We start from the raw sequence: 24,747 nt of genomic DNA on the forward strand, positions 1-24,747 counted from the left end.
TCAGTCGCGCAGGTGTGACAGTTGTGGGAAAGAATACGGCGAGAACGGCGAGGTGCCGCGGTGCATCATGGTCGGGCGACCCCAGAAGTCGGACGGACCGGCCGGTCCGCTACTCGGGGCGCTGTTCGCGGCCGCCGACAGCACCGACACCAGCGCCGCGAGTTCCTCGTCGGACGGCGCACCCTTGATGACTCGGATGAACGGCTGCTCGGCCGGCGCGGGCGCCGGGGCTGCCGTCGGTGCGGCCGCTTCGACCGCGTCCGCGATCGGGTCGACTGTGAGATCCAGTTCGACGGCGGTCAACACATCTTCATCTGCCACGGTCGTCACAGTGCCAGATCCTCTCTCTATTGCGATCGAGCCTTATGCCCGACTCGAAGACATATGGACCAAGCGACCCTCATCCTCGAATCGACTCATTGCGTCTCTGCAACCAGTGTGCGCGGTCCATGGAGGTTATCGCTTGATCACAGTGGAATGTTGCCGTGTTTCTTGGGCGGCAGCGAGACCATCTTGCGCTCGAGCAGACGCAGCGCCGACACGATCTGGCCGCGGGTGTGCGAGGGCGGAATGACCGCGTCGACGTACCCGCGCTCGGCGGCCACATAGGGGTTCACGAGAGTGTCCTCGTACTCGTTCTGCAGCTCGAGGCGCAGCGCGTCGACATCGTTTCCGCTCTTCGCGGCATCTTGCAGCTGTTTGCGGTAGACGAAACCGACGGCGCCCGAGGCACCCATCACCGCGATCTGAGCACTCGGCCACGCGAGGTTCACATCGGCGCCCATGTGCTTGGAACCCATGACGTCGTAGGCGCCGCCGTAGGCCTTGCGAGTGATGATCGTGATTTTGCCCACAGTGGCCTCACCGTAGGCGTAGAGCAGCTTCGCGCCGCGCCGGATGATGCCGTTGTACTCCTGGCCGGTGCCGGGCAGGAAGCCGGGAACGTCGACGAGGGTGATGATCGGGATATTGAAGGCGTCGCAGGTGCGCACGAAGCGCGCGGCCTTCTCCGAGGCGTCGATATCGAGGCAACCCGCGAACTGGGTCGGCTGGTTGGCGACGATGCCGACGCTGCGGCCGTCGATCCGGCCGAAGCCGACGATGATGTTCATCGCGCGCTCGGCCTGCACCTCGAGGAATTCGTCGTCGTCGAGCAGCCGGCGGATGACATCGTGCATGTCATAGGGCTGGTTCGGCGAATCCGGGATGATCGTGTCCAGCTCGAGGTCCTCGTCGGTGAGCGAATCCTCGATGGCGCCGTTGATCGGGTCGGTGGCCGGGAAGCGCGGGGCCTCGGCGCGGTTGTTGCTCGGCAGGTAGCTCAGCAGATCCTTGACGTAGTCCAGTGCGTCCTGCTCGCCGGAGGCGACGTAGTGCGCGACGCCGGATTTCGTCATGTGGGTGTGCGCGCCGCCGAGGTCCTCCATGGTGACGTCCTCACCGGTGACCGTCTTGATGACATCCGGACCGGTGACGAACATCTGGCTGGTGCCGTCGACCATGACGACGAAGTCGGTCAGCGCGGGCGAGTAGACATGCCCACCGGCGGCCGGGCCCATGATCAGCGAGATCTGCGGGATCACACCGGAGGCCTGGATATTGCGGTGGAAGATCTCGCCGTAGAGACCGAGCGAGACGACACCCTCCTGGATGCGCGCACCCGCACCCTCGTTGATGCCGATCAGCGGGCGGCCGGTCTTGAGCGCCAGATCCATCACTTTGACGATCTTCTCGCCGTAGACCTCGCCGAGGCTGCCGCCGAAGACGGTGACGTCCTGGCTGAAGATGCAGACGTCGCGGCCGTCGATGGTGCCGTAGCCGGTCACCACGCCGTCGCCGAGCGGTCGGTTGTTCTCCAAGCCGAAGTTCACGCTGCGGTGGCGGGCCAGCGCGTCCAGTTCCACGAAGGAGCCCTCGTCCAGCAGTGCGAGGATGCGCTCGCGGGCGGTCATCTTGCCCTTGGAGTGCACCTTGTCGACCGCGGCCTCACCCATCGGGTGTTTGGCCTCTTCCAGCCGATTCCGCAGATCAGCCAGCTTCCCAGCGGTGGTGTGGATATCGGGGGCGCCCGCCGATTCCGATGCGGGCTGGTGCTGGACACTCGTCATGGCTCCGGAGTGTAACCAGTGCCAGTGCCTCTCGGTAACCGAGTGTCGCTTACCGGTCAGTAGAAAACCGCAGCTAGATCATGTTCCAACAGGCGAATGGCGGCAAACTTCCTGGTCGATTCCCGAACCGAATGCGGTGCTAGGCGCCGGAAAATCGGTGGAGTGGCGCCGCGGTGCCCAGATACCCTGAGGACGTTCGCATTTCAGCTCGAGATAAGGGGGCAGTGAGGTGCATGGGAGGACAACGCACACCTAGCTGAGGAGCAAATCATGTGGGAATGGAGCAGCCGAGTCGCCGAGCACGCCACGGCGACCTCGTGGACCAGTTGGCAGACCGTGGAAACCGAGCCGACCGTGCTGGACCCGCAGGAGTGGGCCGAGGTCGAAGCGGAATCCGGCGACGGCATGTTCGTCGCGGTTCCGATTCGCGAGTACGACCTCGTCGGATAGCCTGCCGGTGTGCACAGGCCACCGTTGGATGCAGAGCAGTTGCGGCGCAGTCTCGCCGAGTCGCCCGAACTGTCGTTCTTCTCCCACATCGCTGTGGTGGAGTCGACCGGGTCCACCAATGCGGACCTGATCGCTCGGGCCGGGGAGGCCGACGCCGATCGCGCGGTACTGCTCGCCGAAACCCAGGAACAGGGCCGGGGTCGGCACGCTCGGAGCTGGGTCAGCCCGCCACGCGCACAGATAGCGATGTCGGTGTTGGTGCGGCTGCCCGGCATCGAGCCGGCGGTGCTGGGCTGGCTGCCGCTGCTCACCGGTGTCGCCGTGGTGGACGCACTGCGCGCTACCGCCGGTGTGGAGGCGAATCTGAAGTGGCCCAACGATGTGCTCATCGATGGCCGCAAAGTCGCGGGCATCCTGGCCGAAGTCGCCTCCAGTGGTGGGGCGCCCGCCGTTGTCGTCGGAATCGGCCTGAACGTCGATCTCACCGAGGCGGAACTGCCGGTGCCGCATGCCACTTCGCTCACGCTGGCGGGTGCGAAGGTAACCGACCGCACCGAGCTCGTGCGGTCGCTGCTGACCGAATTCGCCCGCCGCTTCACCGCGTGGCGCGACGCCGGTTGGGACACCACCGATCTGATCGGCGTCTACCGCGACCGCTGCGCCACCCTGGGCGCACCCGTCCGCGCCGAACTACCCGGCGGCCAGACCCTCGAGGGCATCGCCACCGATGTCGACACCGCGGGCCGCCTGCGCATCGGCGAACACGTGGTCTCCGCCGCCGATGTAACCCACCTGCGCGCCGAATACTGACCGCACCCTGGCGGATTCAGGGGAGCCTTTTGTGCGGCACCGACATTCGGAGCTTCAGACCGGTTGCATGATGCCGCGCGCCGCCTCGCGGGCGAGCAGGCGGTCGCGCTGTTCCTCGAACTTGAGCACGTCCTTTTCCAACTTCTCCAGGAATTCGCCGAGTTGCTGGCGCGCCTGTTCGCCGCGCGGGCCGAAGTCGTTGCGGTCGAAGACATTCCACTTATTCAGCACGGGCGCCACCACATCTTCGAGGTGCTGGCGCAGATCGTAGATGCCGTGCTTGGCCATCAGTGCGCCGTTGCGCCGGAAGTTGGGCATGCCGTAGCCCGGCATGACGAAGTTGGTGAGGATTTTGGTGATCGCCGTTATGGCCTGGTCGGGCACAAGATCCAGGCCCGCGCCGCAGAGGTTGCGGTAGAAGATCATGTGCAGGTTCTCGTCGGCGGCGACGCGCTGCAGCATGCGGTCGGCGATGGGGTCGTTGCAGACCTTGCCGGTATTGCGGTGGCTGACCCGGGTGGCCAACTCCTGGAAGGTCACATACGCGACGTTGACGAGGAATCCGCCCCAATCCTGGGGTGAGGGTACGCCGCGGGTCATATGGATCATGCGGGCCTGTTCGAGCGCGACCGGATCGACGCCACGGGTCACCACGAGATAGTCACGCAGGACGATGCCGTGTCGATTCTCCTCCGCCGTCCAGCGCCCGACCCAGGTGCCCCACGCGCCGTCCTGGGAGAAGTACTCGGCGATCAGTCGGTGGTAGGAGGGCAGATTGTCCTCGGTGAGCAGGTTGGTGATCATCGCGGCCTTGGCGACCTCGTTCAATTTGGACTGTTCCGGTTCCCAGTCCTGACCGCCCATCGCGGCGAAGTTGCGCCCCTCGTCCCACGGGACGTAGTCGTGCGGATGCCAGTCCTTGGCCATCGACAGGTGGCGCTCGAGATTCTGTTCGGCCACCGGTTCGAGTTCGGTCAGGATTTGCAGCTGGGTCAGATCCTTGGTCACGCACGCCTCCACGGTTCGTTTTCGACGTCTTGTCAAGCCGGACTTGTCTTTTCACAGGCAGAGCATTGAGCAGAACAAAACGAGAGCTGGTCGAACGAGAGCCGGATCGAGCGGCTGCCGTCGGATCGAGGCTATGGAGCGATCCTGTGCGGAATCTCGAGGGTTCTCGAGAGGATCTCGAGGTCGCGACGGCGCAAGGTGCCGATTGTGCAGCACGGCACGTGTCGCTGTCCACGCTTTCCGGCGTGTTCTCGCGGTAGGGTTCCGGCATGGGTTATCCGGAGGAGGTGCTCGCCCCGGACGAGCAGTTGATACTCCATCGTCATCCGCATTGGAAAATGCTGTTCTGGCCGATCGTGACGCTCATCATCGCGACCGCGCTGGCCGGATTCGCCGGGGGGCTGATCTGGCGCAGGACCGAGGGCACGACCCGTTCGGTATTGCTGATCGTGGTGCTGGTCGTCTGGCTGGGCATCATCGGATGGCGTTGTGTCGCACGGATTATCAGCTGGAAGTCGACGCATTTCATCGTGACCGACCGCAGGGTGCTCATCCGGCAGGGCGTGATCACCCACACCGGCATCGATATCCCGATGAGCCGGATTTCCAGTGTGCAGTTCCGGCACGGCCTGTTCGATCGGTTGCTCGGTACCGGCACCTTGATCATCGGATCTTCCTCGGAGGAACCGCTCGAATACGACGACATCCCGCAGGTGCAGCAGGTACACGCGCTGCTCTACCGGCAGGTGTTCGAGGAATCCAGAGCCGACGATCCGCGCTGGGACCACCGCATATGACCGCAGTACTGCTGGCCGAAGACGATGAGGCCATCGCCGCACCGCTCTCGCGTGCGCTCGGGCGCGAGGGCTATTCGGTCACCGTGGAACGCTTCGGGCCCGCGGTGCTCGAACGCGCCTTGGAGGGCGGTCACGATCTACTCATCCTAGATCTCGGTCTGCCCGGTATGGACGGGCTCGAGGTGTGCCGCCAAGTGCGCGCCCGCGGCGCCGATCTGGCTGTGCTGATGCTCACCGCGCGCACCGATGAGGTGGACTTCGTTGTCGGGTTGGACGCGGGCGCGGATGACTATGTCGGCAAGCCGTTCCGGTTGGCCGAGTTGCTCGCGCGAGTCCGAGCGTTGTTGCGGCGCAGTGGAATCGGTGACGAAGCGGTCGAGGTCGGCGGTATCCGGCTGGAGCCCGCGGCGCGGCGGGTGCTGGTCAACGGCGTCGAAGTCGGTTTGGCCAACAAGGAATACGAGCTGCTCAAGGTGCTGATCGATCGGGCGGGTCAGGTGGTGCCGCGCGAGACGATCCTGCGCGAGGTGTGGGGCGATGCCGAGCTGCGCGGTTCGAAGACCTTGGATATGCACATGTCCTGGCTGCGCCGCAAGATCGGCGACGAGGGACCGATGGCCGAGCGCCGCATCGTCACCGTGCGCGGTGTCGGCTTCCGGTTGAACACCGATTGATGGTGCGGCACAACTGATATGAGACGCAGAATTCTGCGATCGATGCTCACCGTGCTGACCATCACCACGGTGGTACTCGGCGTCCCGCTGATCTACACCGCGTGGCTGTGGGTCGAGGACATCACCCGCAACGATCTGGAGAACCGGCTCGAGCGCATCGCCGCGGAGATCATCGCCCAGGAACACGGCGACGGCATGGTGCTCGGCGAACTCGACACCCGCCCGGTGCGGCCGTTGATCCCCATGGACGGCAAGCTGACCATCATCTATCCGGCCCCGCGGGACAATGCGTCCCGGCTCGATATCGGCGCGGACCGGGTGCACGATCCGGTGGTGGAATCGCTGGCGATGGGGACCGAGGGGTCGTTGCGCCTGGAGGTGCCTTCGGGGCCGATGCATACGCGCCAGATCCAGGCCGTCGCGGTGGTTGCCTTCGCGGTGCTCGCCTCACTCGGCGCGGCGGTATCGGTGGCGATGATCACCGCGCGCCGGGTCGCCGACCCGCTGCGTGACGTGGCGGCCCGCGCCGCCCGCCTGGCCATGGGTGACTTCCGGCCGGATCCGCGGCGGCACGGAATTTCCGAACTGGACCGGGTTTCCGATGTGCTCGATTCGGCGACCGTCGAGATCGCCGGGCGGCTGCAGCGCGAACATGCGCTGGTCGCGGACGTTTCCCATCAGCTGCGCAGCCGCCTGACCGCGGTGCGATTGCGGCTGGACGAGTTATCGGCGCATTCCGATCCGGCCGTGGTGCACGAGGCCGAGGAGGCTATGGCGCAGGTCGACCGGCTGACCGATGCGATCGACGATCTGGTCCGAGCCTCCCGCGACGAGGACGCCGCCGATCGCGATCCGGTGCCGGTAATGGACGAGTTGCGCGGCGTCGTCGAGGAGTGGTCGCATCCGTTCACCGAGGCAGGCCGGATCCTGCGGTTGATCGGCGACGAATCCTTGCGCGCCCCGATCACGGGTTCTCGGCTGCGCGAAGCCCTCGCGGTGCTGGTCGACAATGCGCTGATGCACGGTGGCGGCACCTGCACGGTATCGGTGCGCACGGTGCGCACGGTCAGCGATCGCGAGCCCTTGGTGGTAGTCGAGGTCGCCGACGAGGGCGATGGCGTCCGTGACGAACTCGCACCGCACATCTTCGACCGCGGCTTCTCCGCAGGCGGCTCCACCGGCGTCGGACTCGCCTTGGCCCGCGCGCTCATCGAGGCCGATGGTGGACGGTTGGAATTGCAGCGCCGCCGTCCCGCGCTGTTCGCGATGTTCCTCGGATCCAGTGCGTCGCAACGCACGCCCAACGGCGCGCCGGCGCCTGAACCGCGCTAACTGCGGCCGAGCTGCTCTTCCTCGAGCAGCTCCTCGATTTCCTCGACGAGCTCGCTGATTTCGTCCGGGAACACCCAGCGTCGCATCGACCAGAAGCGGAATGCCATCTGCAGCAGGTTGCCGATTATGAAGGCGCTGAAGAAGTCCGCGATGTTCTCGACGGTGAAGCTCACATCGGGTTGGCGTAGGTCGAAGACGTAGCTGGAGATCCACAGCGGGATGAAGCTCAGCACGACGCCGACGCCGCTGACGCCGAAGAACAGCAGCGCCTCATGGTGCTTCTCACGCCCGCCGCGGTTCTTGAACGACCACTCGCGGTTGAGGATGTAGGAGCAGATGACCGCGATGACGCCGGAGATGATCTTCGCGGTGACCGGTTTGGTCTCCAGCACGGTCCACTTGAGCACATAGAAGATGCCCGAGTCGATGATGAAGGTGGTCGCGCCGACGATGGCGAATTTGATCAGTTCGTGGTGGCGGTATGCGATCTCCCGCAGGGGCTTGGGGAGGACGTTGACCACGTCGTCGACGAAAGACACAAGGCCCGAGTGTACCGGTAGGGATCATGGCGCCCGGACATGACAAGATTGCACGACGTGACCACCCGCCGTTCATTCGATCCTGCCGCCATGCCCACCGTCACCATGATCGGTGGTGGCCAGCTCGCACGCATGACGCACCAGGCCGCCATCGCGCTCGGTCAGCGGCTGCGGGTGCTGGCCGAGAATCCGGATGACCCGGCCGCCCAGGTGAGCCCCGAGGTCGTACTGGGCAGCCACACCGATCTGACCGCGCTGCGCAAGGCCGCCGTCGGCTCGCACGCGCTCACCTTCGACCATGAGCATGTGCCGACCGAACATCTGGAGGCGCTGGTCGCCGAGGGCGTGAATGTGCAGCCGCCGCCGCACGCGCTGGTCTTCGCGCAGGACAAGTTGGCCATGCGGACCAAGCTGTCCGAGCTCGGGTTGCCGGTGCCCGCCTTCGTGCCCGTCACCTCGGTGGCCGATGCGGTGCGATTCGGTGACGAACACGACTGGCGGATCGTGCTGAAGGCGGTGCGCGGCGGTTACGACGGGCGCGGTGTCTGGATGCCGGGGTCGGCGGCCGAGGCCGAGACCATCGTGGCCGATCAACTCGCGCACGGTGTGCGGCTGCTCGCTGAGGCCAAGGTGGATCTGAAGCGCGAACTGTCGGCGATGGTGGCGCGTTCGCCGTTCGGTCAGGCCGCGACCTGGCCGGTGGTGGAGACGGTCCAGCGCAACGGTCAGTGCGCCGTGGTGATCGCGCCCGCACCGGACTTGAATGACGAATTGGGCGCGCAGGCCGAGACGCTCGCGCTGAACCTCGCCAAGGAACTCGGTGTGGTCGGTGTGATGGCCGTCGAACTCTTCGAAACCAACGACGGCGCCATCCTGATCAACGAACTGGCCATGCGGCCGCACAACTCCGGTCACTGGGGCATGGACGGCGCGTGCACCGGTCAGTTCGAACAGCATTTGCGCGCGGTGCTCGACTATCCGCTCGGTGACACCAGTCCGCTGGCGCCGGTTACGGTGATGGCGAATATTCTCGGCGCGGCCGAGGCGCCGACCATGTCGATGGACGAGCGGCTGCACCACCTCTTCGCCAGATTGCCGCAGGCGAAGGTACACCTGTACGGCAAGGGTGAACGCCCGGATCGCAAGATCGGGCATATCAATGTGCTCGGCGACGATGTCGCTGTGGTGCGCGAGCAGGCCGAGCGCGCGGCGTACTGGATGTCGCACGCGATTTGGACCGACGGATGGGATCCCCACGGTGAGTAATGCGCAAGTTGGCCTGATCATGGGTAGCGACTCCGACTGGCCGACTATGGAGGCCGCCGCAATCGCCTTGGCGGAGTTCGATATTCGCTTCGAGGTCGGCGTCGTCTCGGCGCACCGCACGCCCCAGCGCATGCTCGACTACGCCCGCGAGGCCGCGGGGCGCGGTCTGAAGATCATCATCGCGGGGGCGGGCGGTGCCGCCCACCTGCCCGGCATGGTCGCCTCCGCTACCTCGCTCCCGGTCATCGGCGTCCCCGTTCCGCTCAAATATCTCGACGGCATGGACTCGCTGCTGTCCATCGTGCAGATGCCCGCCGGCGTCCCGGTGGCCACCGTCTCCATCGGCGGCGCCCGCAATGCCGGCCTGCTCGCCGCCCGCATCCTCGCCACCGCCGATCCGGTCCTGCGCGCCAGGATGGAGCAGTTCCAGGCTGGTCTGGAAGCCATGGTGCTGGAGAAGGACGACGCGCTGCGCAGCAAACTCCTCGGCTGACCAACCGACTCGGCCACGCCGCGCGCGGCGAGGATCAAATTGCCGCCATGCGGATCCCGTATCGGCGCGGCTCAGTACGGTGATGCGGTGGCGATTGAGGAAACCGTTCGGGGGCGTAGTGGGGATGATGCGGCCAGATTTCGGCTGACCGTCGTGGATCAGGCGCTGCGGTTGTTCACCGAGCAGGGGTATGAGGCGACGACCGTGGATGAGATCGCGGAGGCGGCGGGGATTTCGCGGCGCACGTTCTTTCGGCAGTTCCGGTCGAAGGAGGATGTGATCTTCGCCGATCACGAGTCGCAGTTGGCGCGGGCGGCGCAGTCCTTGGCGGCGGCGCAGGGGGATCCGTGGGAGGCGGTGTGCGCCGCGGTGGTGCAGGTGTTCGAGCGGTTCACCCAGTGGCGCGAGATCGCCGAGCGGCGGTATCGGGTGGTTCGGAAGGTGCCCGCACTGCGGGAGCGCGAGATCGTGACCGTATTCCGGTATGAGCGGTTGTTCACCGACTATCTGCGTGAGCGGCTGCCGGAGGTGCCGGATCTGGCGCGGGTGCAGTTCACCGCCGCGGTGACGGCCACCCACAACTACCTGTTGCGCCGCATGGTGCGCGGCGAATCGGATGCGGGCGCGGCGGATCTGCGCGAGGAGTTGGCGGCGATTCCGCGCGGGCGCGGGTCGGGTGCGGCGGAAATGGTGGTCGCGGTGTTCCCGAGGGATATGCCGCCGAGGCAGGTCGCCGATTTGGTGACCCGGCAGCTCGGTAGTCTGTGACGGAAGTCATTGTATGCAGTATCTGACACTCAGTGCCACACTTTAACCGCACTTGGCGTACATCCTCGGGCGTATACTCAAACGGAGTGTGGCACTGAGTGCCGATCGCTGGAGCTCCCATCCAGCAAAATCACGACCGACAAACCCAGGAGTGTGTCCCATGGCAGGGAACCCCGATTTCAATCTGTTCCAGCTCGAGGACTTCCACGACGAACTGCGTGCGGCCATCCGCGGACTGGCGGAGAAGGAAATCGCTCCGTATGCCAAGGACGTCGACGGCAACGCCCGCTTCCCGGAAGAGGCGCTCACCGCGCTGAACGCCGCGGGCTTCAACGCGGTGCACGTGCCCGAGGCCTACGGCGGCCAGGGCGCGGATTCGGTCGCCACCTGCATCGTGATCGAAGAGGTCGCTCGCGTGTGCGGTTCGTCCTCGCTGATTCCCGCGGTCAACAAGCTCGGCACCATGGGCCTGATCCTCAACGGCTCCGAGGAGCTCAAGCAGAAGGTGCTGTCGGATATCGTCAACGGCGAGATGGCCTCCTACGCGCTGTCCGAGCGTGAGGCGGGCTCCGACGCCGCCAGCATGCGCACCCGCGCCAAACAGGACGGCGACGACTGGGTCATCAACGGCTCCAAGTGCTGGATCACCAACGGCGGCAAGTCTTCCTGGTACACCGTCATGGCGGTGACCGATGCGGAGAAGGGCGCCAACGGCATCTCCGCATTCCTGGTGCACAAGGATGACGAGGGCTTCGTGGTCGGCCCGCTCGAGCACAAGCTCGGCATCAAGGGGTCGCCGACCGCCGAACTGTATTTCGAGAACTGCCGGGTGCCGGGTGACCGCATCGTCGGCGAGCCGGGCAGCGGCTTCAAGACCGCGCTGCAGACCCTCGACCACACCCGCCCGACCATCGGCGCGCAGGCCGTCGGCATCGCGCAGGGCGCCCTGGACGCTGCGATCGCTTACACCAAGGACCGCAAGCAGTTCCGCACCGCGATCGCCGACTTCCAGAACACCCAGTTCATGCTCGCCGATATGGCGATGAAGATCGAGGCCGCCCGCCTCATGGTCTACACCTCCGCCGCCCGCGCCGAGCGCGGCGAGAAGAATCTCGGCTTCATCTCCGCTGCCGCCAAGTGCTTCGCCTCCGATGTGGCCATGGAGGTCACCACCAACGCCGTGCAGCTCTTCGGCGGCGCGGGCTACACCACCGACTTCCCGGTGGAGCGAATGATGCGTGACGCCAAGATCACTCAGATCTACGAGGGCACCAACCAGATCCAGCGCGTCGTCATGTCGCGCGCACTGCTGCGGGGCTGACAACGCATACCGACCGGGTGTTCAGGCCGCTGCGCCGAGCGGTGGGAACACCCGGTCTTTCTGTGCCCCCGGATAACCCTACACACAACAAACTCACCAGCCCGGACGCCTGGCGGTGACCGGTCCCGATCCTCGCGGACTACCTGCGTTAAGCGACCAGATCGGCGTATTCGCGGTGCTCCGCGATGTACTGCTCGACGTACCAGCAGGTCGGGATGACGGCGAAGCCCTGGGCGCGCGAATCCTGCAGCGCGTACTCGACCACCTGGGCGGCCACGCCGCGGCCGCGGAACTCCGGGAAAGTCATGGTGTGGTGGAAGTCGCGAACTTTAGGGGGATGGTTGTCGGCGGAGCCGACGGGGCGAGTGAGATCAGCATCTTCGCGTTCGGCGTAGTCGGCGTACCCGGCGAGGGTGTCGTCGAGATAGATCTCGAATCGGGTATCGGCGACATTGTGCTCGAGCCTGGTGGTCATGATCGGGTCAAACTCCTCAGCGGCTGGGAATGTTCCGTCTACAGAATCGCGCCTGGGTTGAGAATGCCATGCGGGTCGAGCGCATCCTTGATCCGGCGAGTGAGCGTCATCACATCCGGGCCGAGTTGATCGGGCAGCCACGCCTTCTTCAACCGGCCCACCCCGTGTTCGCCGGTAATGGTGCCGCCGAGCTCGATGGCCAGGTCCATGATCTCGCCGAAGGCGCGGTGCGCGCGTTCGGTCATCGCCGCATCGGTCGGATCGTGCACGATGAGCGGGTGGGTATTGCCGTCCCCGGCGTGCGCGATCACCGAGACCAGCACGTCATTGCGCGCCCCGATGGCGGCGATACCGTTGACCAGATCCGCGAGCCGCGGCAGCGGAACACCGACATCCTCGAGCAGCAGCGGTCCGATCTTCTCCACCGCCGGAATGGCGAAACGCCGTGCGGCAGTAAAGGCTTCGCCTTCCTCGGGATCCTCGGTGTGGAAAACCTCGATGGCACCGGCTTTTTCGCAGATGCCGACCATGACTTCGGCTTCGTGCCTGGCGAATTCGCCAGGCGCGTCCGAACGGGCGACCAGCAGCGCGGCGGCCTCGCGATCCAGACCCATCCGCATCTCGTCCTCTACCGCATTGATCGCGACGGCATCCATGAACTCGAGCATGGCGGGCCGCAGGGTGCCGGTGATGCCGAGGATGGCCTCGGTGGTGGCGGTCAGCGTCGCGAAGGTCGCGACCACGGTGGATTGCGGCGGTTGGGCGGGCAGCAGCCGCAGGGTGAGTTCGGTGATCACCCCGAGCGTGCCCTCGCTGCCGACGAACATCTTGGTCAGCGACAGGCCCGCCGAGTCCTTCAACCGTGGCCCGCCGAGCCGCACTACCGTACCGTCGGCGAGTACGACCTCCATGCCGAGTACATAATCGGTGGTCACGCCATATTTCACGCAGCACAGCCCGCCTGCGTTGGTGGCCGCGTTGCCGCCGATCGAGCATATTTCGAAGGAGGACGGGTCCGGCGGGTACCACAGGCCGTGCTCGGCGACCGCGCGTTTGACCTCCGCATTGAGCAAGCCGGGCTGAACCACTGCGGTGCGGGTGACCGGGTCGACGGTGATCGCGCGCATGCGTTCGGTGCTGAGCACGATGCCGCCGTCGACGGCAGTCGACCCGCCGGACAGTCCGGATCCGGCCCCGCGCGGCACCACCGCGACCTTGTGTTCGTGCGCCCACCGCAACGTCGCCGCGACATCATCGGTGCCGGTAGCGCGGACGACGGCCAGAGGTGTGCCGGCGTTCGGATCGCGCGCCCAGTCCTGCCGATAACCCGCCAACAGGTCGGAATCGGTGAGTACCGCACCATCGGGCAGGCGGGAGATCAGGTCATGCAGGTCCACACAGCTCACGCTATACGGCGGGTGCGGCCCACGGTGCGTGCCCGACTGTAACAGCCGCGCGTCCGGTTCTCCCTGGAGGTTTGCTACAACACCGAGCCCGGCGGGATGTGGGCCGGTCCAGTGGTGCCGGGCCCGTCGGCCGATAAGAATTCCGGGCGAGGCGCCCATTCGGGGCGCTGTCCGATTCCAGTAGGTGCGCAGGCGTGCCGAGGAGGTTTCATGCAGGTCGAGTCGCCGGATTACCGTGATTTGGTCGCTGCCGTGTTCTCCTACGAAGTCGTCGACGGGGGCATCGATCCGGATTCTTTGCGCCGCATCCACGCGGGGGATATCGCCGAATGGATCACGGCGCTGGATCGTTCGGGCATGTTCGGCAAAACAGCCATCACCACCGTGTCCGATCAGTGGCACCGTAACCCCCGCCTCCTGCTCGACGCTCTCCTCGACGATGTCGACGACGTCACCCGCCACCGCTGCCTCGTCGCCTGGTCGGTCCTGGACCGCCGTTCAACGCTCACCCGGATCGGCTGATCGAGTCGGGTTCCAGCCGATCTTGTTTCCGGAACGATCACCTGGTGGACACCTGCCGCTGGCATGCTGGCGGCGTGACGAGCACCGAGTCCCTGGTGGCGGGCTTCTCCCGCTGGTGCGAGGCCGTCGTCGCGAGGTTGCCGTTGGGGCTGAATCGCCTTGTCGCCCCGACGTTTCTCGGCTTCGCGCTGATCAACGGCTGCACCTTCGGTGTCGATTTGGCACTGCTCACGGTGCTGCACGGCGGGCTGGGGCTGCCCGTTTGGCTGTCGGTCACCGTCGCCTATATCTGCGCGTTCGGGCTCAGCTTCGTGCTGAATCGCACCTTCAACTTCCACTCGCATGCACCGGTCGGCAGGCAGGCCGTGCTGTATGTGGTGGTTGTCGTGATCAACTACCTCGCCTTCATACTCGGCGTCGGTAGCGGACTGACCGCACTGGGTTCGGAATACCACCTGTCGCGGCTGCTGGCGGGGGCATGCGAAGCGGTCTACATGTACAGCGCGATGCGCTGGATCGTGTTCCGCGGCCTAGCGCAGGATCTCGATATCGTCGCCGTCGACCACGACGACATCGTCGTCGGTGAGCGCCCAGTGCGCGAGGCCCTCGGCCCGGTACCGAGCGGCGAGTAGCGCGGACTCACCATCCGGATCGGTCGCGGAATCCAGATGCGGCACGATGCGGTGGTCGACCAAACCCAGTCCGTCCCAAAGCGGTTCGATGCCGCATGCCGGTTCGACCTCGGCTGGGTCATCGGTGGATTCCAGACCGCGCAGATCCGGAGTCAGCAGACAGGCCCCCGCGCTGTACCCGGCGTACACCAGGGCGTCGGCGGCCAGTAACTTCGGCAGTACGAAATCGGCTCCGCTGCGGGCGAATTGGGCGCGCAGGACGAAGGTATTGCCGCCGCGCACCCACACCAGCGGATATTCGGCCAGGGTGGCTTCCAATTCGGTTGCGCGACCGACGAATTCGCGCAGATCTAGCACGTCGGGGGAGTAGCCGAGCTTGCGCAGCGGGGTCACGTCACTGGTGACCGCACCAGCCCAGGCCGCGGGCCAGGCGTCACATGCATTGGGAATCACCGCGACTCGGCCCGGCTCGCCGACGAGCGCGGCGAGCCGGTCGTAGTGTGCGCCGAATCGGTAGCTGGACAGGAAAAGTCGCACCGCTGCTCAGATGGTGAAGGCCAGGCTGTGCACCAGTCGGTTGCCGAGTTCCGCATCGCCGGAGATGGTGAATTCGCCTTCATGCGCATCCGCGGTGGTGCGGCCGCCGCGCAGCCGGGCGAACAGGCCGGAACCCATTCGAACCACCACGGTGGCGGGCGCGTCCAGTTCCTCGACGATATTGGCGCGGCCGTCCACCGCGACGTGCAGCGTCTGTGGCAACGGGCCGGTCAGCTCGAAGGTGATGCGTGATCCGTCCGGCGCCTGCGCACCCTTCGCCACCGCCCGCCCGATGGTGGCGGTGAGTTCGCCGAAGGCCCGCTCGGCGCGCGGCCCGCCCTCGTCGACGGAAATGCCGAGCCCATCGGCGATATCGAGTTCGTGCATCCAGCAGTCGAACAGCCGCACCCGCATGAACCGTCCGTAGCTGACCTTGCCGATCGGCGAAACGGTTTCGGCCTGCCATTCCGTATCACCGAAAGACGCGAGCGCCTCGCGCCTGCGGTCGGTGACGTCGCGGTACAGCTCGAGCAGTCGCTTACCCGACAGTGGCCGCAGCCGGTCGACCCAGATCTCGTTGAGCACACCGGATTCGTTGCGCACATGCGGCAGTGTGGTCACATCGGTTTTGGGTCGGATCGGATCGTGCGCGGGCGGGCGTTCGCCGAGCAGCCAGGATTCGGTCCCGACGAGGTGCGCCACCACATCGAACAGCGACCAGCCCGGCAGCGGAGACGGTGTGCGCCAACGCTCTTCGTCGAGATCGGCGACCAGGGTCGCGATCGTCTCCCATTGCTCGGACAGCAGGCCGGTCAGCTGCGTCCGGTCCTGGGTCGGGTCGGTCATTCTTGCTCCTCGGCGCTGGTCTTGTCGTCGTGTGCCAATGCCGATATTCCGGCGCGGATGGCGGCCGCGGTGGACTCGGGATCGTGCGGGCGCCGCAGCAGCAGTCCGGCGGCGAAACTCAGTTTGTCGCCGTGCCGACGCGGTACCACGTGCAGGTGGACGTGTGGGACGGTCTGGAAGGCCGCGGTGCCGTCATTGAGGACGAGATTCGCACCGTCCGCGGCCAATTCGCTGCGCCTGATCGCCAGCGCCAGCCGGTGTCCGGCGCGGAAGAGGTGCGCGCCCATGTCGGCGTCCAGATCCGTCAACTCGGATGCGTGTCGCTTCGGGATGACCAAGGTGTGGCCGCGCGCGATCGGGCGAATGTCCAGGAACGCGCACAGCGTGTCGTCCTCGTAGACCTTGGTCGCCGGGGCCTGTCCCGCCGCGATGCGGCAGAAGACACAGTCGTTCACACCGCCGACCCTACGGCTTACCACTCACCGGGAACATAGTCGGGCATGACGCACGTCACTATGGGAAGGTATTGCGCCGCACCGACCAGGATTCGAACCTTGGTGTTGGTCGCGAATCCGACATAACGGCGGAATCCGGCCGCAACTTGTGACTGCCATCTCAGCTACGCTCGCCGCTAGCGATTGCTTGCCAGGTCGCTCGAAAAGATCAGCGAGCCGGGTACAGTTGCGAGAATTTGGACGAACTTACTCCCAAGTAACATCGTCCTGCCGTGACCGGTTGCTTGAAGCTGAGCCAGAGAAGGAAGTCTGACAAGTGGAGACAACGCAGAGCGTAGGCGACCAGTCGCCGCGCGGAGCGCGTGTCGGAGTCGTTCGCGAATCGAACGCGGGCGAGCGACGCGTCGCACTCGTGCCCAAGATCATCCCGAGCCTGCTGAAGCAGGGCGTCGAGGTGGTGGTAGAAGCGGGCGCCGGGCTCGGCGCGCTCATTCCGGACGCGGCATATGTGGACGCGGGCGCGACCATCGGTGATCCGTGGTCGGCCGATGTGGTCGTGAAGGTCGCGCCGCCCAGTGACGCCGAGGTGGCCAAGCTGGCCAGCGGGCAGACCCTGATCGGCTTTCTCGCCCCGCGCAATGCCGAGAACCAGATTCCGGCGCTGAAGGCGGCCGGGGTACAGGCCTTCGCCGTGGAGGCGATTCCGCGTATTTCGCGAGCTCAGGTGATGGACGCCTTGTCGTCGCAGGCCAATGTTTCGGGGTACAAGGCCGTACTGCTGGCCGCGTCGGAGTCGACGCGGTTCTTCCCGATGCTGACCACCGCCGCGGGCACGGTGAAGCCCGCGACCGTGCTGGTGCTCGGTGTGGGTGTCGCGGGTCTGCAGGCTTTGGCGACGGCGAAGCGTCTGGGTGGACGGACCACCGGCTACGACGTGCGTCCCGAGGTCGCCGACCAGGTGCGTTCGGTGGGTGCGCAGTGGCTCGATCTCGGTATTGATGCCGCTGGTGAGGGTGGTTACGCCCGCGAACTCACCGATGAGGAGAAGGCCAAGCAGCAGCAGGCGTTGGAGGATGCGATCAAGGGCTTCGACGTGGTGATCACCACCGCGTTGGTGCCGGGTCGTCCCGCGCCGCGGTTGGTGACCGCCGCGGCGGTGGAGGGTATGAAGCCCGGCAGTGTGATCGTGGATCTGGCCGGCGAGACCGGCGGTAACTGCGAGCTGACCGAACCCGGTGAGACGGTGGTCAAGCACGAGGTGACCATCTGCTCGCCGTTGAACCTGCCCGCGACGATGCCCGAGCATGCCTCGGAGTTGTACTCGAAGAACATTGCGGCACTGTTGGAGCTGATGTTGGTCGACGGAAAACTGTCGCCCGATTTCGGTGATCAGGTGCTCGCCGATTCCTGTGTTACTCGTGAGCGAGGCTTGCCGAGCGAACCGACAAGCGGAAGCGTGGATGCCTGATGTACACCGAACTACTAGCCAATATCGCCATCCTGGTGCTGTCGGGGTTCGTCGGGTTCGCCGTCATCTCCAAGGTCCCCAATACCCTGCACACGCCACTCATGTCGGGTACCAACGCCATTCACGGCATCGTCGTGCTGGGTGCGCTGGTAACCCTCGGCAACGTTCAGGATCCCTCGATCCTGACCCAGATCATTCTTTTCGTCGCGGTCGTGTTCGGAACCTTGAACGTGATCGGTGGTTTCGTGGTCACCGACCGGATGCTGGGGATGTTCAAGGGTAAGAAGCCCGCAGCGGTGAAGGCTGCCGCAGCGGAGCGTTCAGAGGGAGCAGCGTGATGCATACCTTCGACAATGTGACCTATCTGGTCAACGGGCTCTACATCATCGCCTTCGGCATGTTCATCTACGGTCTGATGGGGTTGACCGGCCCGAAGACCGCGGTGCGCGGCAACCTGATCGCCGCGGCGGGCATGGTGATCGCCGTTGTGGCGACAATGATTTCGATTCGCCACACCTCGAACTGGATCCTGATCGTCGCCGGGCTCGTGGTCGGTGTGGCGCTGGGTGTGCCGCCTGCCAAGTTCACGAAGATGACCGCGATGCCGCAGTTGGTGGCCGCGTTCAATGGTGTCGGTGGTGGCACGGTGGCGTTGATCGCGTGGTCGGAATTCATCAATTCCCAGGGTTTTTCGCATTTCGACGAAGAACCCACCGTGCACATCGTGATCGGCTCGCTGTTCGCGGCGATCATCGGTTCGGTGTCGTTCTGGGGATCGCTGATCGCGTTCGGCAAACTGCAGGAAATCCTGCCCGGACGTCCGATCGGTCTGGGGAAGTTGCAGCAGCCGTTGAATCTGTTGCTGCTGTTGGGTGCGATCGCCGCCGCCGTGGTGATCGGTATCGGCGCAACGAATGATGGTGTGCCGCAGTACTGGATGATCGCGGTGCTCGTGCTCGCCGGTGTCCTCGGGCTGGCGGTGGTGCTGCCCATCGGCGGCGCGGATATGCCGGTCGTCATCTCGTTGTTGAACGCGCTCACCGGTCTCTCGGCCGCCGCGGCGGGTTTGGCGCTGAACAACACCGCGATGATCGTGGCGGGCATGATCGTCGGCGCGTCCGGAACCATCCTGACCAACCTGATGGCCAAGGCCATGAACCGCTCCATCCCCGCCATCGTCGCCGGTGGCTTCGGTGGCGGCGGAACCGCTCCCGGTGCCTCGGGTGGTGAGCAGAAGCAGGCCAAGGCCACCTCGGCCGCGGATGCCGCGATCCAGATGGCGTACGCCAACCAGGTCATCGTGGTCCCCGGCTACGGTATGGCCGTGGCCCAGGCCCAGCACGCGGTCAAGGAAATGGCCTCCTTGCTGGAAGCCAAGGGTGTCGAGGTCAAATACGCCATCCACCCCGTCGCCGGTCGCATGCCCGGCCACATGAACGTGCTGTTGGCCGAAGCCGAAGTCTCCTATGACGCACTCAAGGAAATGGACGACATCAACGGTGAATTCTCCCGCACCGATGTGGCTTTGGTGATCGGCGCCAACGACGTCACCAACCCCGCCGCCCGCGAGGACTCCTCGTCCCCGATCTACGGCATGCCCGTCTTGAACGTGGACCAGGCCAAGAGCGTGATCGTGCTCAAGCGATCCATGAACAGTGGTTTCGCCGGAATCGATAACCCGCTGTTCTACGCCGACCACACCAGCATGCTCTTCGGCGATGCCAAGAAGTCGGTCGGTGCGGTCACCGAAGAACTCAAGGCACTGTAAGTACGTAAGCACGAAAGCCCTCGGCACCTGCCGAGGGCTTTTTGTGTCTCCTGGCTCGAGTGTCGGCCTTGTAGTTCGCATTCTGAGCGTTCGTGCTCGCGCCCTTGATGTTCGACGGTTCCCGTTCCGAGTGGATTCTTGCGCGGGCAGCTATCGTCGGTGTTCGTGACTCCAAGGACGCCCAGGGGCTGGCGCTGGTGTTTACGCCAGGCGAGTGGGCAGCCTTTACCGCTGGTGTGAACGATGGCGAGTTCGATCGCTCGTAGACCAGTTAGGGGGTGTGCTCGAGCTGCTACGCCCCACCAGGAAAGCCCGTCTAGCTGCGAAGCGTAGGCGGGCTTCCCTATTCGAGCTGATTTGCAGTGGAAACAGTTGTCCCACAATATCTTCTGCGTTGAGAACATCCGTCGCGTTCAGTCAGTGACCAAAGCACTGGCAGCGGTGCGGATTACTTCCGGGATCTCTACCGGTTTGCGGGTTTCATTGTCCACGTACACGTGGACGAAGGTGCCGGTGGCGGCCAGTTCCAGGGCGTCGCCGGATTCGCGGAAGATGGCCAGGTCGTAGGTGATGCTGGAGCGGCCGAGGCGGGAGATGCGCAGGCCTACCTGGAGTTGGTCGGGGAAGCTCAGGGAGCCGTGGTACTGGCAGGAGGTTTGGGCGACCACGCCGAGGGCGGGCAGGTCGCGGATATCCGTGCCGGTGGCGTGCATGAGCCAGGCATTGACCGCGGTGTCGAAGTACGAGTAGTACGTCACGTTGTTCACGTGGCCGTAGTGGTCGTTATCGGCCCACCGGGTCGGCATCGGCCAGAGGACTGGATACTGCTGCGTCACCCGGCCGACGATAGCTCAGCCGGGGCGCTGCCCTGCCGGTGGTCGCGCGGACTCACACCGAAGTGGCGTTTGAACGCCGTGCTCAGTGCGAACGCGCTGCCATAGCCGACCTGGCGGGCAATGGATTCGATGGTGGCATCGGATTCCTGCAGCAGATCGGCGGCCAGCGCGAGACGCCATTCGGTGAGGAACGCCATCGGCGGCTCACCGACCAGATCGGTGAACCGGCGGGCCAGCGCGGCCCGCGAAACCCCGACCGCCTCCGCCAGACTGGCGACCGTCCAGCCGTGCGCCGGATTGTGCTGCAACAGCCGCAGCGCCTTGCCGACCAGCGGATCGCTGTAGGCGTGGTACCAGGCGGGCGCGTCATTGCGGGCGAACCAGGCGCGCAGGGCAGCGATCAGCACCATATCGAGCAGCCGGTCCAGGACCACACCCTGGGCGGGCTCGTCCTTGGTAGCCTCGTCGACCAGGATGTCGAGCAGTCGGGTGTCGAAATCGCCGCGCTGCAACACGATCACCGGCGGCAGGGCACGCAACAGCCGCTGACTCGCCGCGCCCGCTGACTCGTAGGTACCGGTCACCATCAGAGTGGCGCCGTTCGCATCGGTTCCCCACTGACGCACGCCGAGACTCAATGTCTCGCAAAGGATTTCACCGTCGGCAGTCTTGGTGACATTGCCCGGATCGATGAAGATCTGCGGTGCGGTGGCCGGATCGTCGGCGATCGTATACGGATCGGGTCCGCGGAAGATCGCGATATCGCCCGCGTTCACTTGCCGCGGCTTACTGCCCGCCGCATCGGTCATGATCCAGGCCGCGCCGCGGATCATCGATACCACCGTCAACGGCGCCCGGTCCTGAATGCGCAGCGACCACGGCGGATCGAGCAGTGAGCACATGACGAACGCACCTCGGGCGCGTGGACCTTCGAGCAGACTGGCGAGCGCATCCACCTCACAACAGTAGACGCTGACGCATGATCGCGAGTCGCTGAACTATGTTTCGTCGTGGGCCGCGCCGATGTACTGGAAGCATGACAAATAGCACCTCGCACCAGCGCCTCGTCCTCGTCACCGGCGGTACGGGCAAGACCGGCAGCCGTGTCGCGACTCGGCTCCGGCAGGCCGGTCATCCGGTCCGGATCGGTTCCCGCGCGGCCGAGATTCCCTTCGATTGGGCCGACCGCAGCACCTGGACGCCGGCGCTGTTCGGCGTTGACGCGGTGTACATCGCTTTCCAGCCGGATCTGGCGGTGCCGGGTGCCCCCGAGACCATCCGAGCGTTTACCAATGCGGCCAAGGCCAACGGTGTGCGCAAACTTGTGCTGCTGTCCGGTCGCGGCGAACCGGAGGCCGTGGCGTGTGAGCAGATCGTGCAGGGCTCGGGTCTGGATTGGACCATCGTGCGCTGCAGCTTCTTCGCCCAGAACTTCAGCGAAGGCGCATTCCTGGAGTATGTGCTCGCGGGCGAGGTGGCGCTGCCCAACGGCGATGTGCCGGAACCGTTCGTGCACGCCGACGATATCGCCGATGTCGCGGTCGCCGCGTTGACCGAGGACGGGCACAGTGGCGAACTCTACGAACTGACCGGGCCGAGGCCGTTGACCTTCGCCGAGGCCGTCGCGGAAATCGCCTCGGCGACCGGACGCGACGTCGCGTTCATTCCGATCTCCCGCACGGATTTCGTTGCGGCACTGACCGAGTACCAGGTTCCCGCGGACGTCGTCAGCCTGCTCGACTACTTGTTCGGCACCGTTCTGGACGGGAGGAACGCCAAGACCGCGGACGGGGTCCAGCGTGCTCTGGGCCGGGAACCGAAAGATTTCCGCGATTACGCCGACGAGACGGCCGCCACCGGAATTTGGAACATCTCGACCGAGTAGGTCGTTGTTAAGACGTAGGACCACCGCGCGGACGCCGATCTCAACGGCGAGATCCGCGGAGCCGGACCATCGGCCGATGATGTCCAGGACCGGCTCCCCGCGCGGCCACGCGGTCGTCCTCGACGCGGTACCGTCGAATTGGTGGCGACCACGACGACCGATCCGCAGACCCGGATAGCACGCGCCGCGGTATTCGTGGTGTTCGCGTTGAACGGTTTCCTGCTGGCCATGTGGGTGGTGCACATCCCGGCCATTACCGACCGCACCGGTATCGCGCATTCCACGCTCGGCATGTTCATCCTCGTGCTGGCCGGTGCTGGCATTGTCGGCATGCGCATCGCGGGCCCGCTCGCCGACCGACTCGGCAGCCGGACCGTGGTCGCGGCAGCCGCGGCGATCACATCGATATCTGTGCTCGGCCCCGGACTCGCGACCGGCCCGGTCAGCTTGGCGATCGCATTGGCCTGCTTCGGTTTCGGCAATGGCGCGCTCGATGTTTCGATGAATACCCAAGCGGTGCATGTCGAGCGGGCTTATGAGCGACCGATCATGTCGGCGTTCCACGCATTGTTCTCCGGTGGCGGATTCCTCGGCTCGCTACTGGGTGCGGCCGCTCAGGGCGCTGGATGGGATGTGCGCCTCAGCTTGTCGCTTGCCGCTGTGGCAGGGTTGGCGATTACCGCCGTTCTGGTGCCTCGTCTGCTACCGGACACCGGAGCTTCGGCGCGAGAAGCGAATTCGGACATATCCCGCGAGAACGGACCGCACGACCGCATTCCGGAAAGCGCGGACAACCTTCCACAGAACCCGCGCGTTGACGCAATCGCATCGTACGATGCCGCGACAGCGCGGTCGGCGACCACACCGAATCGCTCCCGAAAAGTCTTGGCGCTGGCCGCAATCGCCTTCGCACTGCTGCTCACCGAGGGTGTCGCCGCGGACTGGAGTGCCCTGCAGATTCGCGACCATCTCGATGTCGACGATGCCACCGCCGCACTGGCATTCGGCGCATTCTCCTGCACCATGACCGCGGGCCGACTCGCGGCCGACCGTGTTGCGGGCGCCTTCGGCCGCGTCGCCGTCGTCCGCTACGGCACCTTGATCGCCGCATTCGGATTGGTCCTGATCATGGCTTCGGGTTGGGTGCCACTGACGCTGCTCGGCTGGGCGATGTGCGGTCTCGGCCTCTCCGGCGGCATACCGCAAATCTTCACCGCCGCAGGCAATCTCGGCTCGGCCACGGCGGCTACCGATATGTCGCGGGTGTTCAGCCTCGGTTACCTCGGCCTGCTCGCCGGTCCCTCGATCATCGGCTGGCTGACCGCGCTGGTCCCACTCACCACCGCACTGTTCGTCCCCCTCATCGCCGTCCTGCTCTGCTGTCGATACGCGGGTGCGGTTGCCCCACAAAAGGTCACCGGATAGCGGCAGGCGCGAATGACGAATCCCGGGCGAGCGCGGCAAGCTCACGCCATTGCGGCAGCGGCAGCGCAGTCGGATCAGCGGTGAGTACCTGAAGACACACGTGATCGGCCCCGGCATCCAAATGCTGCCGAACGCGCTCGCCGATCATCTCGATATCCCCGTATGCCACCACCGAATCCACCAGCCGTGAACTCGGACCACCCGCGATATCTTCGTCATTGAAACCGAAGCGACGCACATTGGCCACCTGATGCGGTGCGGATTCGAGATAGCCCCCGATATGCGCCATGGCCACCTCGCGGGCGCGCGCCCGATCGGCATCGAGGACGACGACCTGCTCGACACCGAGAAATGCCTCCGGCCCCATGATCCGCCGTGCCTCGGCGGTGTGCTCGACCGGCGTGTGATAGGGATGCGCACCCCAGGTCCGCTCGGCGGCCAATGCCAACATTTTGGGTCCGAGTGCGGCGAGTACCCGACGTGGCGCCGGGTCCGGCTGCGGCCCGTACTGCGGAACAGCATCCATCGCATCGAGATAGCCGCGCATCAGCGCCAGCGGCTTGCCGCCGGACGGAATCGTGTAGCCCCCGGCCTCGACGGGCCGACCCCCGACCCGATGACCGCCGAGTCCGAGCAGATAGCGACCCGGGAACGCCTCGCCGAGCGCGCGCTCGGCGGTGGCCATCGCCATCGGATCACGCAGTGCCGCATTGGCAATGCCCGCGGCGACCACCAGCCGCTCGGTCGCCTCGAGCAGTAGCCACGCCTGCCCGACCGTGTCGCGACCGAATCCTTCGCCGAACCATAATGCGCCGTAACCCAATTCCTCGAGGTCGGCGGCGGCCTCGCGCACCCGCTCGACCGGTTGTCCGTCGAATGCGAAGGTCCAGATGCCGACGCCGCCGAGTTCGTGCTTCACCATCATC

General features: G+C 65.5%; 29 protein-coding genes. 17 read left to right on the top strand and 12 right to left on the bottom strand.

From position 1 onward, the window contains the following. The gene (locus ACIBJI_RS19285; protein WP_364355239.1) at positions 1–321 is read right to left on the bottom strand and encodes an acyl-CoA carboxylase subunit epsilon; all 321 of its coding nucleotides are present in this window, start codon (positions 319–321) and stop codon (positions 1–3) included. 146 nt (positions 322–467) lie between these two features. Next, a complete protein-coding gene (locus tag ACIBJI_RS19290; protein WP_364355236.1) occupies positions 468–2,108 on the bottom strand; it encodes an acyl-CoA carboxylase subunit beta in 1,641 nt (546 codons plus the stop codon). 270 nt (positions 2,109–2,378) lie between these two features. Here ACIBJI_RS19290 and ACIBJI_RS19295 point away from each other — a divergent pair, with 270 nt between their 5' ends. After that, entirely contained in the window at positions 2,379–2,558 is a 180-nt protein-coding gene (locus tag ACIBJI_RS19295) for a hypothetical protein (protein ID WP_364355233.1), read from the top strand. A gap of 9 nt (positions 2,559–2,567) precedes the next feature. Next, positions 2,568–3,368 carry a biotin--[acetyl-CoA-carboxylase] ligase gene (locus ACIBJI_RS19300; protein WP_364355230.1) on the top strand — a complete coding sequence of 267 codons (801 nt, stop codon included), beginning with the start codon at positions 2,568–2,570 and terminating at the stop codon, positions 3,366–3,368. Between the two features lie 54 nt (positions 3,369–3,422). On the opposite strand, the gene ACIBJI_RS19305 is transcribed toward ACIBJI_RS19300, so the two are convergent. Then, the gene (locus tag ACIBJI_RS19305; RefSeq protein ID WP_396957551.1) at positions 3,423–4,376 is read right to left on the bottom strand and encodes an acyl-ACP desaturase; all 954 of its coding nucleotides are present in this window, start codon (positions 4,374–4,376) and stop codon (positions 3,423–3,425) included. A 269-nt stretch (positions 4,377–4,645) separates the two neighbouring features. Between ACIBJI_RS19305 and ACIBJI_RS19310 the strand changes: the two genes are divergently transcribed. The 3 genes from ACIBJI_RS19310 to ACIBJI_RS19320 are packed head-to-tail and all read left to right on the top strand — an operon-like array spanning position 4,646 to position 7,179. Then, positions 4,646–5,173, top strand: a complete 528-nt coding sequence (locus tag ACIBJI_RS19310) for a PH domain-containing protein (RefSeq protein ID WP_364355224.1) — start codon at positions 4,646–4,648, stop codon at positions 5,171–5,173. After that, positions 5,170–5,847: a response regulator transcription factor gene (locus ACIBJI_RS19315; protein ID WP_364355221.1), complete on the top strand. Its 678-nt coding sequence runs from the start codon at positions 5,170–5,172 to the stop codon at positions 5,845–5,847. Before ACIBJI_RS19310 ends, ACIBJI_RS19315 begins: the two co-directional genes overlap by 4 nt. Positions 5,848–5,865: 18 nt before the next feature. Further along, positions 5,866–7,179 carry a HAMP domain-containing sensor histidine kinase gene (locus tag ACIBJI_RS19320; protein ID WP_364355218.1) on the top strand — a complete coding sequence of 438 codons (1,314 nt, stop codon included), beginning with the start codon at positions 5,866–5,868 and terminating at the stop codon, positions 7,177–7,179. Here ACIBJI_RS19320 and ACIBJI_RS19325 read toward each other — a convergent pair. Next, on the bottom strand, positions 7,176–7,718 hold the full coding sequence (locus ACIBJI_RS19325; RefSeq protein WP_364355215.1) for a GtrA family protein: 543 nt from the start codon (positions 7,716–7,718) through the stop codon (positions 7,176–7,178). The two genes, ACIBJI_RS19320 and ACIBJI_RS19325, sit on opposite strands and share 4 nt — an antisense overlap. Before the next feature lie 90 nt (positions 7,719–7,808). On the opposite strand from ACIBJI_RS19325, the gene ACIBJI_RS19330 reads away from it, so the two are divergent. The 4 genes from ACIBJI_RS19330 to ACIBJI_RS19345 all read left to right on the top strand — a co-directional run bounded on the left by ACIBJI_RS19330 (position 7,809) and on the right by ACIBJI_RS19345 (position 11,566). Beyond that, positions 7,809–8,984 (top strand): 5-(carboxyamino)imidazole ribonucleotide synthase, encoded by a 1,176-nt coding sequence (locus ACIBJI_RS19330; RefSeq protein WP_364355353.1) that lies wholly within the window; start codon positions 7,809–7,811, stop codon positions 8,982–8,984. Continuing rightward, a complete protein-coding gene (gene purE, locus ACIBJI_RS19335) occupies positions 8,968–9,477 on the top strand; it encodes a 5-(carboxyamino)imidazole ribonucleotide mutase (protein ID WP_364355351.1) in 510 nt (169 codons plus the stop codon). The genes ACIBJI_RS19330 and purE overlap by 17 nt, the downstream gene beginning before the upstream one ends. An 87-nt stretch (positions 9,478–9,564) precedes the next feature. Beyond that, positions 9,565–10,245: a TetR family transcriptional regulator gene (locus ACIBJI_RS19340; RefSeq protein WP_364355212.1), complete on the top strand. Its 681-nt coding sequence runs from the start codon at positions 9,565–9,567 to the stop codon at positions 10,243–10,245. A 160-nt stretch (positions 10,246–10,405) separates the two neighbouring features. Beyond that, positions 10,406–11,566 (top strand): acyl-CoA dehydrogenase, encoded by a 1,161-nt coding sequence (locus ACIBJI_RS19345; RefSeq protein ID WP_364355209.1) that lies wholly within the window; start codon positions 10,406–10,408, stop codon positions 11,564–11,566. 148 nt (positions 11,567–11,714) lie between these two features. Here ACIBJI_RS19345 and ACIBJI_RS19350 read toward each other — a convergent pair whose 3' ends face one another. Both ACIBJI_RS19350 and ACIBJI_RS19355 read right to left on the bottom strand, forming a co-directional pair. Further along, positions 11,715–12,041 carry a GNAT family N-acetyltransferase gene (locus ACIBJI_RS19350; protein WP_364355206.1) on the bottom strand — a complete coding sequence of 109 codons (327 nt, stop codon included), beginning with the start codon at positions 12,039–12,041 and terminating at the stop codon, positions 11,715–11,717. A gap of 38 nt (positions 12,042–12,079) precedes the next feature. Further along, positions 12,080–13,438, bottom strand: coding sequence for an FAD-linked oxidase C-terminal domain-containing protein (locus tag ACIBJI_RS19355; protein ID WP_364355202.1), 1,359 nt, complete (start codon positions 13,436–13,438; stop codon positions 12,080–12,082). A gap of 219 nt (positions 13,439–13,657) precedes the next feature. Between ACIBJI_RS19355 and ACIBJI_RS19360 the strand changes: the two genes are divergently transcribed. Further along, entirely contained in the window at positions 13,658–13,969 is a 312-nt protein-coding gene (locus ACIBJI_RS19360; RefSeq protein ID WP_396957552.1) for a hypothetical protein, read from the top strand. 74 nt (positions 13,970–14,043) lie between these two features. Beyond that, entirely contained in the window at positions 14,044–14,601 is a 558-nt protein-coding gene (locus tag ACIBJI_RS19365) for a GtrA family protein (protein WP_364355196.1), read from the top strand. On the opposite strand, the gene ACIBJI_RS19370 is transcribed toward ACIBJI_RS19365, so the two are convergent. Genes ACIBJI_RS19370 through ACIBJI_RS19380 form a run of 3 tightly spaced genes read right to left on the bottom strand, consistent with a single transcriptional unit; the run spans position 14,500 to position 16,439 of the window. Next, positions 14,500–15,138 (bottom strand): Type 1 glutamine amidotransferase-like domain-containing protein, encoded by a 639-nt coding sequence (locus ACIBJI_RS19370; RefSeq protein ID WP_364355193.1) that lies wholly within the window; start codon positions 15,136–15,138, stop codon positions 14,500–14,502. The two genes, ACIBJI_RS19365 and ACIBJI_RS19370, sit on opposite strands and share 102 nt — an antisense overlap. Before the next feature lie 6 nt (positions 15,139–15,144). Then, complete coding sequence (locus ACIBJI_RS19375) at positions 15,145–15,984, bottom strand: maleylpyruvate isomerase family mycothiol-dependent enzyme (protein ID WP_364355190.1); 840 nt, start codon at positions 15,982–15,984, stop codon at positions 15,145–15,147. Beyond that, positions 15,981–16,439, bottom strand: coding sequence for an HIT family protein (locus ACIBJI_RS19380; protein WP_396957553.1), 459 nt, complete (start codon positions 16,437–16,439; stop codon positions 15,981–15,983). Before ACIBJI_RS19380 ends, ACIBJI_RS19375 begins: the two co-directional genes overlap by 4 nt. Before the next feature lie 316 nt (positions 16,440–16,755). Between ACIBJI_RS19380 and ACIBJI_RS19385 the strand changes: the two genes are divergently transcribed. From ACIBJI_RS19385 to ACIBJI_RS19400, 4 genes are all read left to right on the top strand, one after another. Continuing rightward, positions 16,756–17,907, top strand: coding sequence for a Re/Si-specific NAD(P)(+) transhydrogenase subunit alpha (locus tag ACIBJI_RS19385; protein WP_364355184.1), 1,152 nt, complete (start codon positions 16,756–16,758; stop codon positions 17,905–17,907). After that, positions 17,907–18,245, top strand: a complete 339-nt coding sequence (locus tag ACIBJI_RS19390; protein ID WP_364355181.1) for an NAD(P) transhydrogenase subunit alpha — start codon at positions 17,907–17,909, stop codon at positions 18,243–18,245. Before ACIBJI_RS19385 ends, ACIBJI_RS19390 begins: the two co-directional genes overlap by 1 nt. Continuing rightward, on the top strand, positions 18,245–19,675 hold the full coding sequence (locus ACIBJI_RS19395; protein WP_364355178.1) for an NAD(P)(+) transhydrogenase (Re/Si-specific) subunit beta: 1,431 nt from the start codon (positions 18,245–18,247) through the stop codon (positions 19,673–19,675). The genes ACIBJI_RS19390 and ACIBJI_RS19395 overlap by 1 nt, the downstream gene beginning before the upstream one ends. A gap of 92 nt (positions 19,676–19,767) precedes the next feature. After that, on the top strand, positions 19,768–19,941 hold the full coding sequence (locus tag ACIBJI_RS19400; protein ID WP_396957554.1) for a DUF397 domain-containing protein: 174 nt from the start codon (positions 19,768–19,770) through the stop codon (positions 19,939–19,941). 147 nt (positions 19,942–20,088) lie between these two features. On the opposite strand, the gene ACIBJI_RS19405 is transcribed toward ACIBJI_RS19400, so the two are convergent. Both ACIBJI_RS19405 and ACIBJI_RS19410 read right to left on the bottom strand, forming a co-directional pair. Next, a complete protein-coding gene (locus ACIBJI_RS19405; protein WP_364355345.1) occupies positions 20,089–20,481 on the bottom strand; it encodes a thioesterase family protein in 393 nt (130 codons plus the stop codon). A gap of 26 nt (positions 20,482–20,507) precedes the next feature. Then, the gene (locus ACIBJI_RS19410) at positions 20,508–21,467 is read right to left on the bottom strand and encodes an AraC family transcriptional regulator (protein ID WP_364355175.1); all 960 of its coding nucleotides are present in this window, start codon (positions 21,465–21,467) and stop codon (positions 20,508–20,510) included. An 80-nt stretch (positions 21,468–21,547) separates the two neighbouring features. Here ACIBJI_RS19410 and ACIBJI_RS19415 point away from each other — a divergent pair, with 80 nt between their 5' ends. Both ACIBJI_RS19415 and ACIBJI_RS19420 read left to right on the top strand, forming a co-directional pair. Continuing rightward, complete coding sequence (locus ACIBJI_RS19415) at positions 21,548–22,396, top strand: NAD(P)H-binding protein (RefSeq protein ID WP_364355172.1); 849 nt, start codon at positions 21,548–21,550, stop codon at positions 22,394–22,396. Positions 22,397–22,537: 141 nt separating this feature from the next. Continuing rightward, the gene (locus tag ACIBJI_RS19420) at positions 22,538–23,821 is read left to right on the top strand and encodes an MFS transporter (RefSeq protein ID WP_364355169.1); all 1,284 of its coding nucleotides are present in this window, start codon (positions 22,538–22,540) and stop codon (positions 23,819–23,821) included. Here ACIBJI_RS19420 and ACIBJI_RS19425 read toward each other — a convergent pair. Further along, a complete protein-coding gene (locus ACIBJI_RS19425; RefSeq protein WP_364355166.1) occupies positions 23,811–24,746 on the bottom strand; it encodes a TIGR03620 family F420-dependent LLM class oxidoreductase in 936 nt (311 codons plus the stop codon). The genes ACIBJI_RS19420 and ACIBJI_RS19425 overlap by 11 nt on opposite strands. Position 24,747: the final 1 nt, after the last annotated feature.

Origin of the sequence: Nocardia sp. NPDC050408, assembly GCF_044458905.1 — a bacterium.
Classification (GTDB): Bacteria; Actinomycetota; Actinomycetes; order Mycobacteriales; family Mycobacteriaceae; genus Nocardia.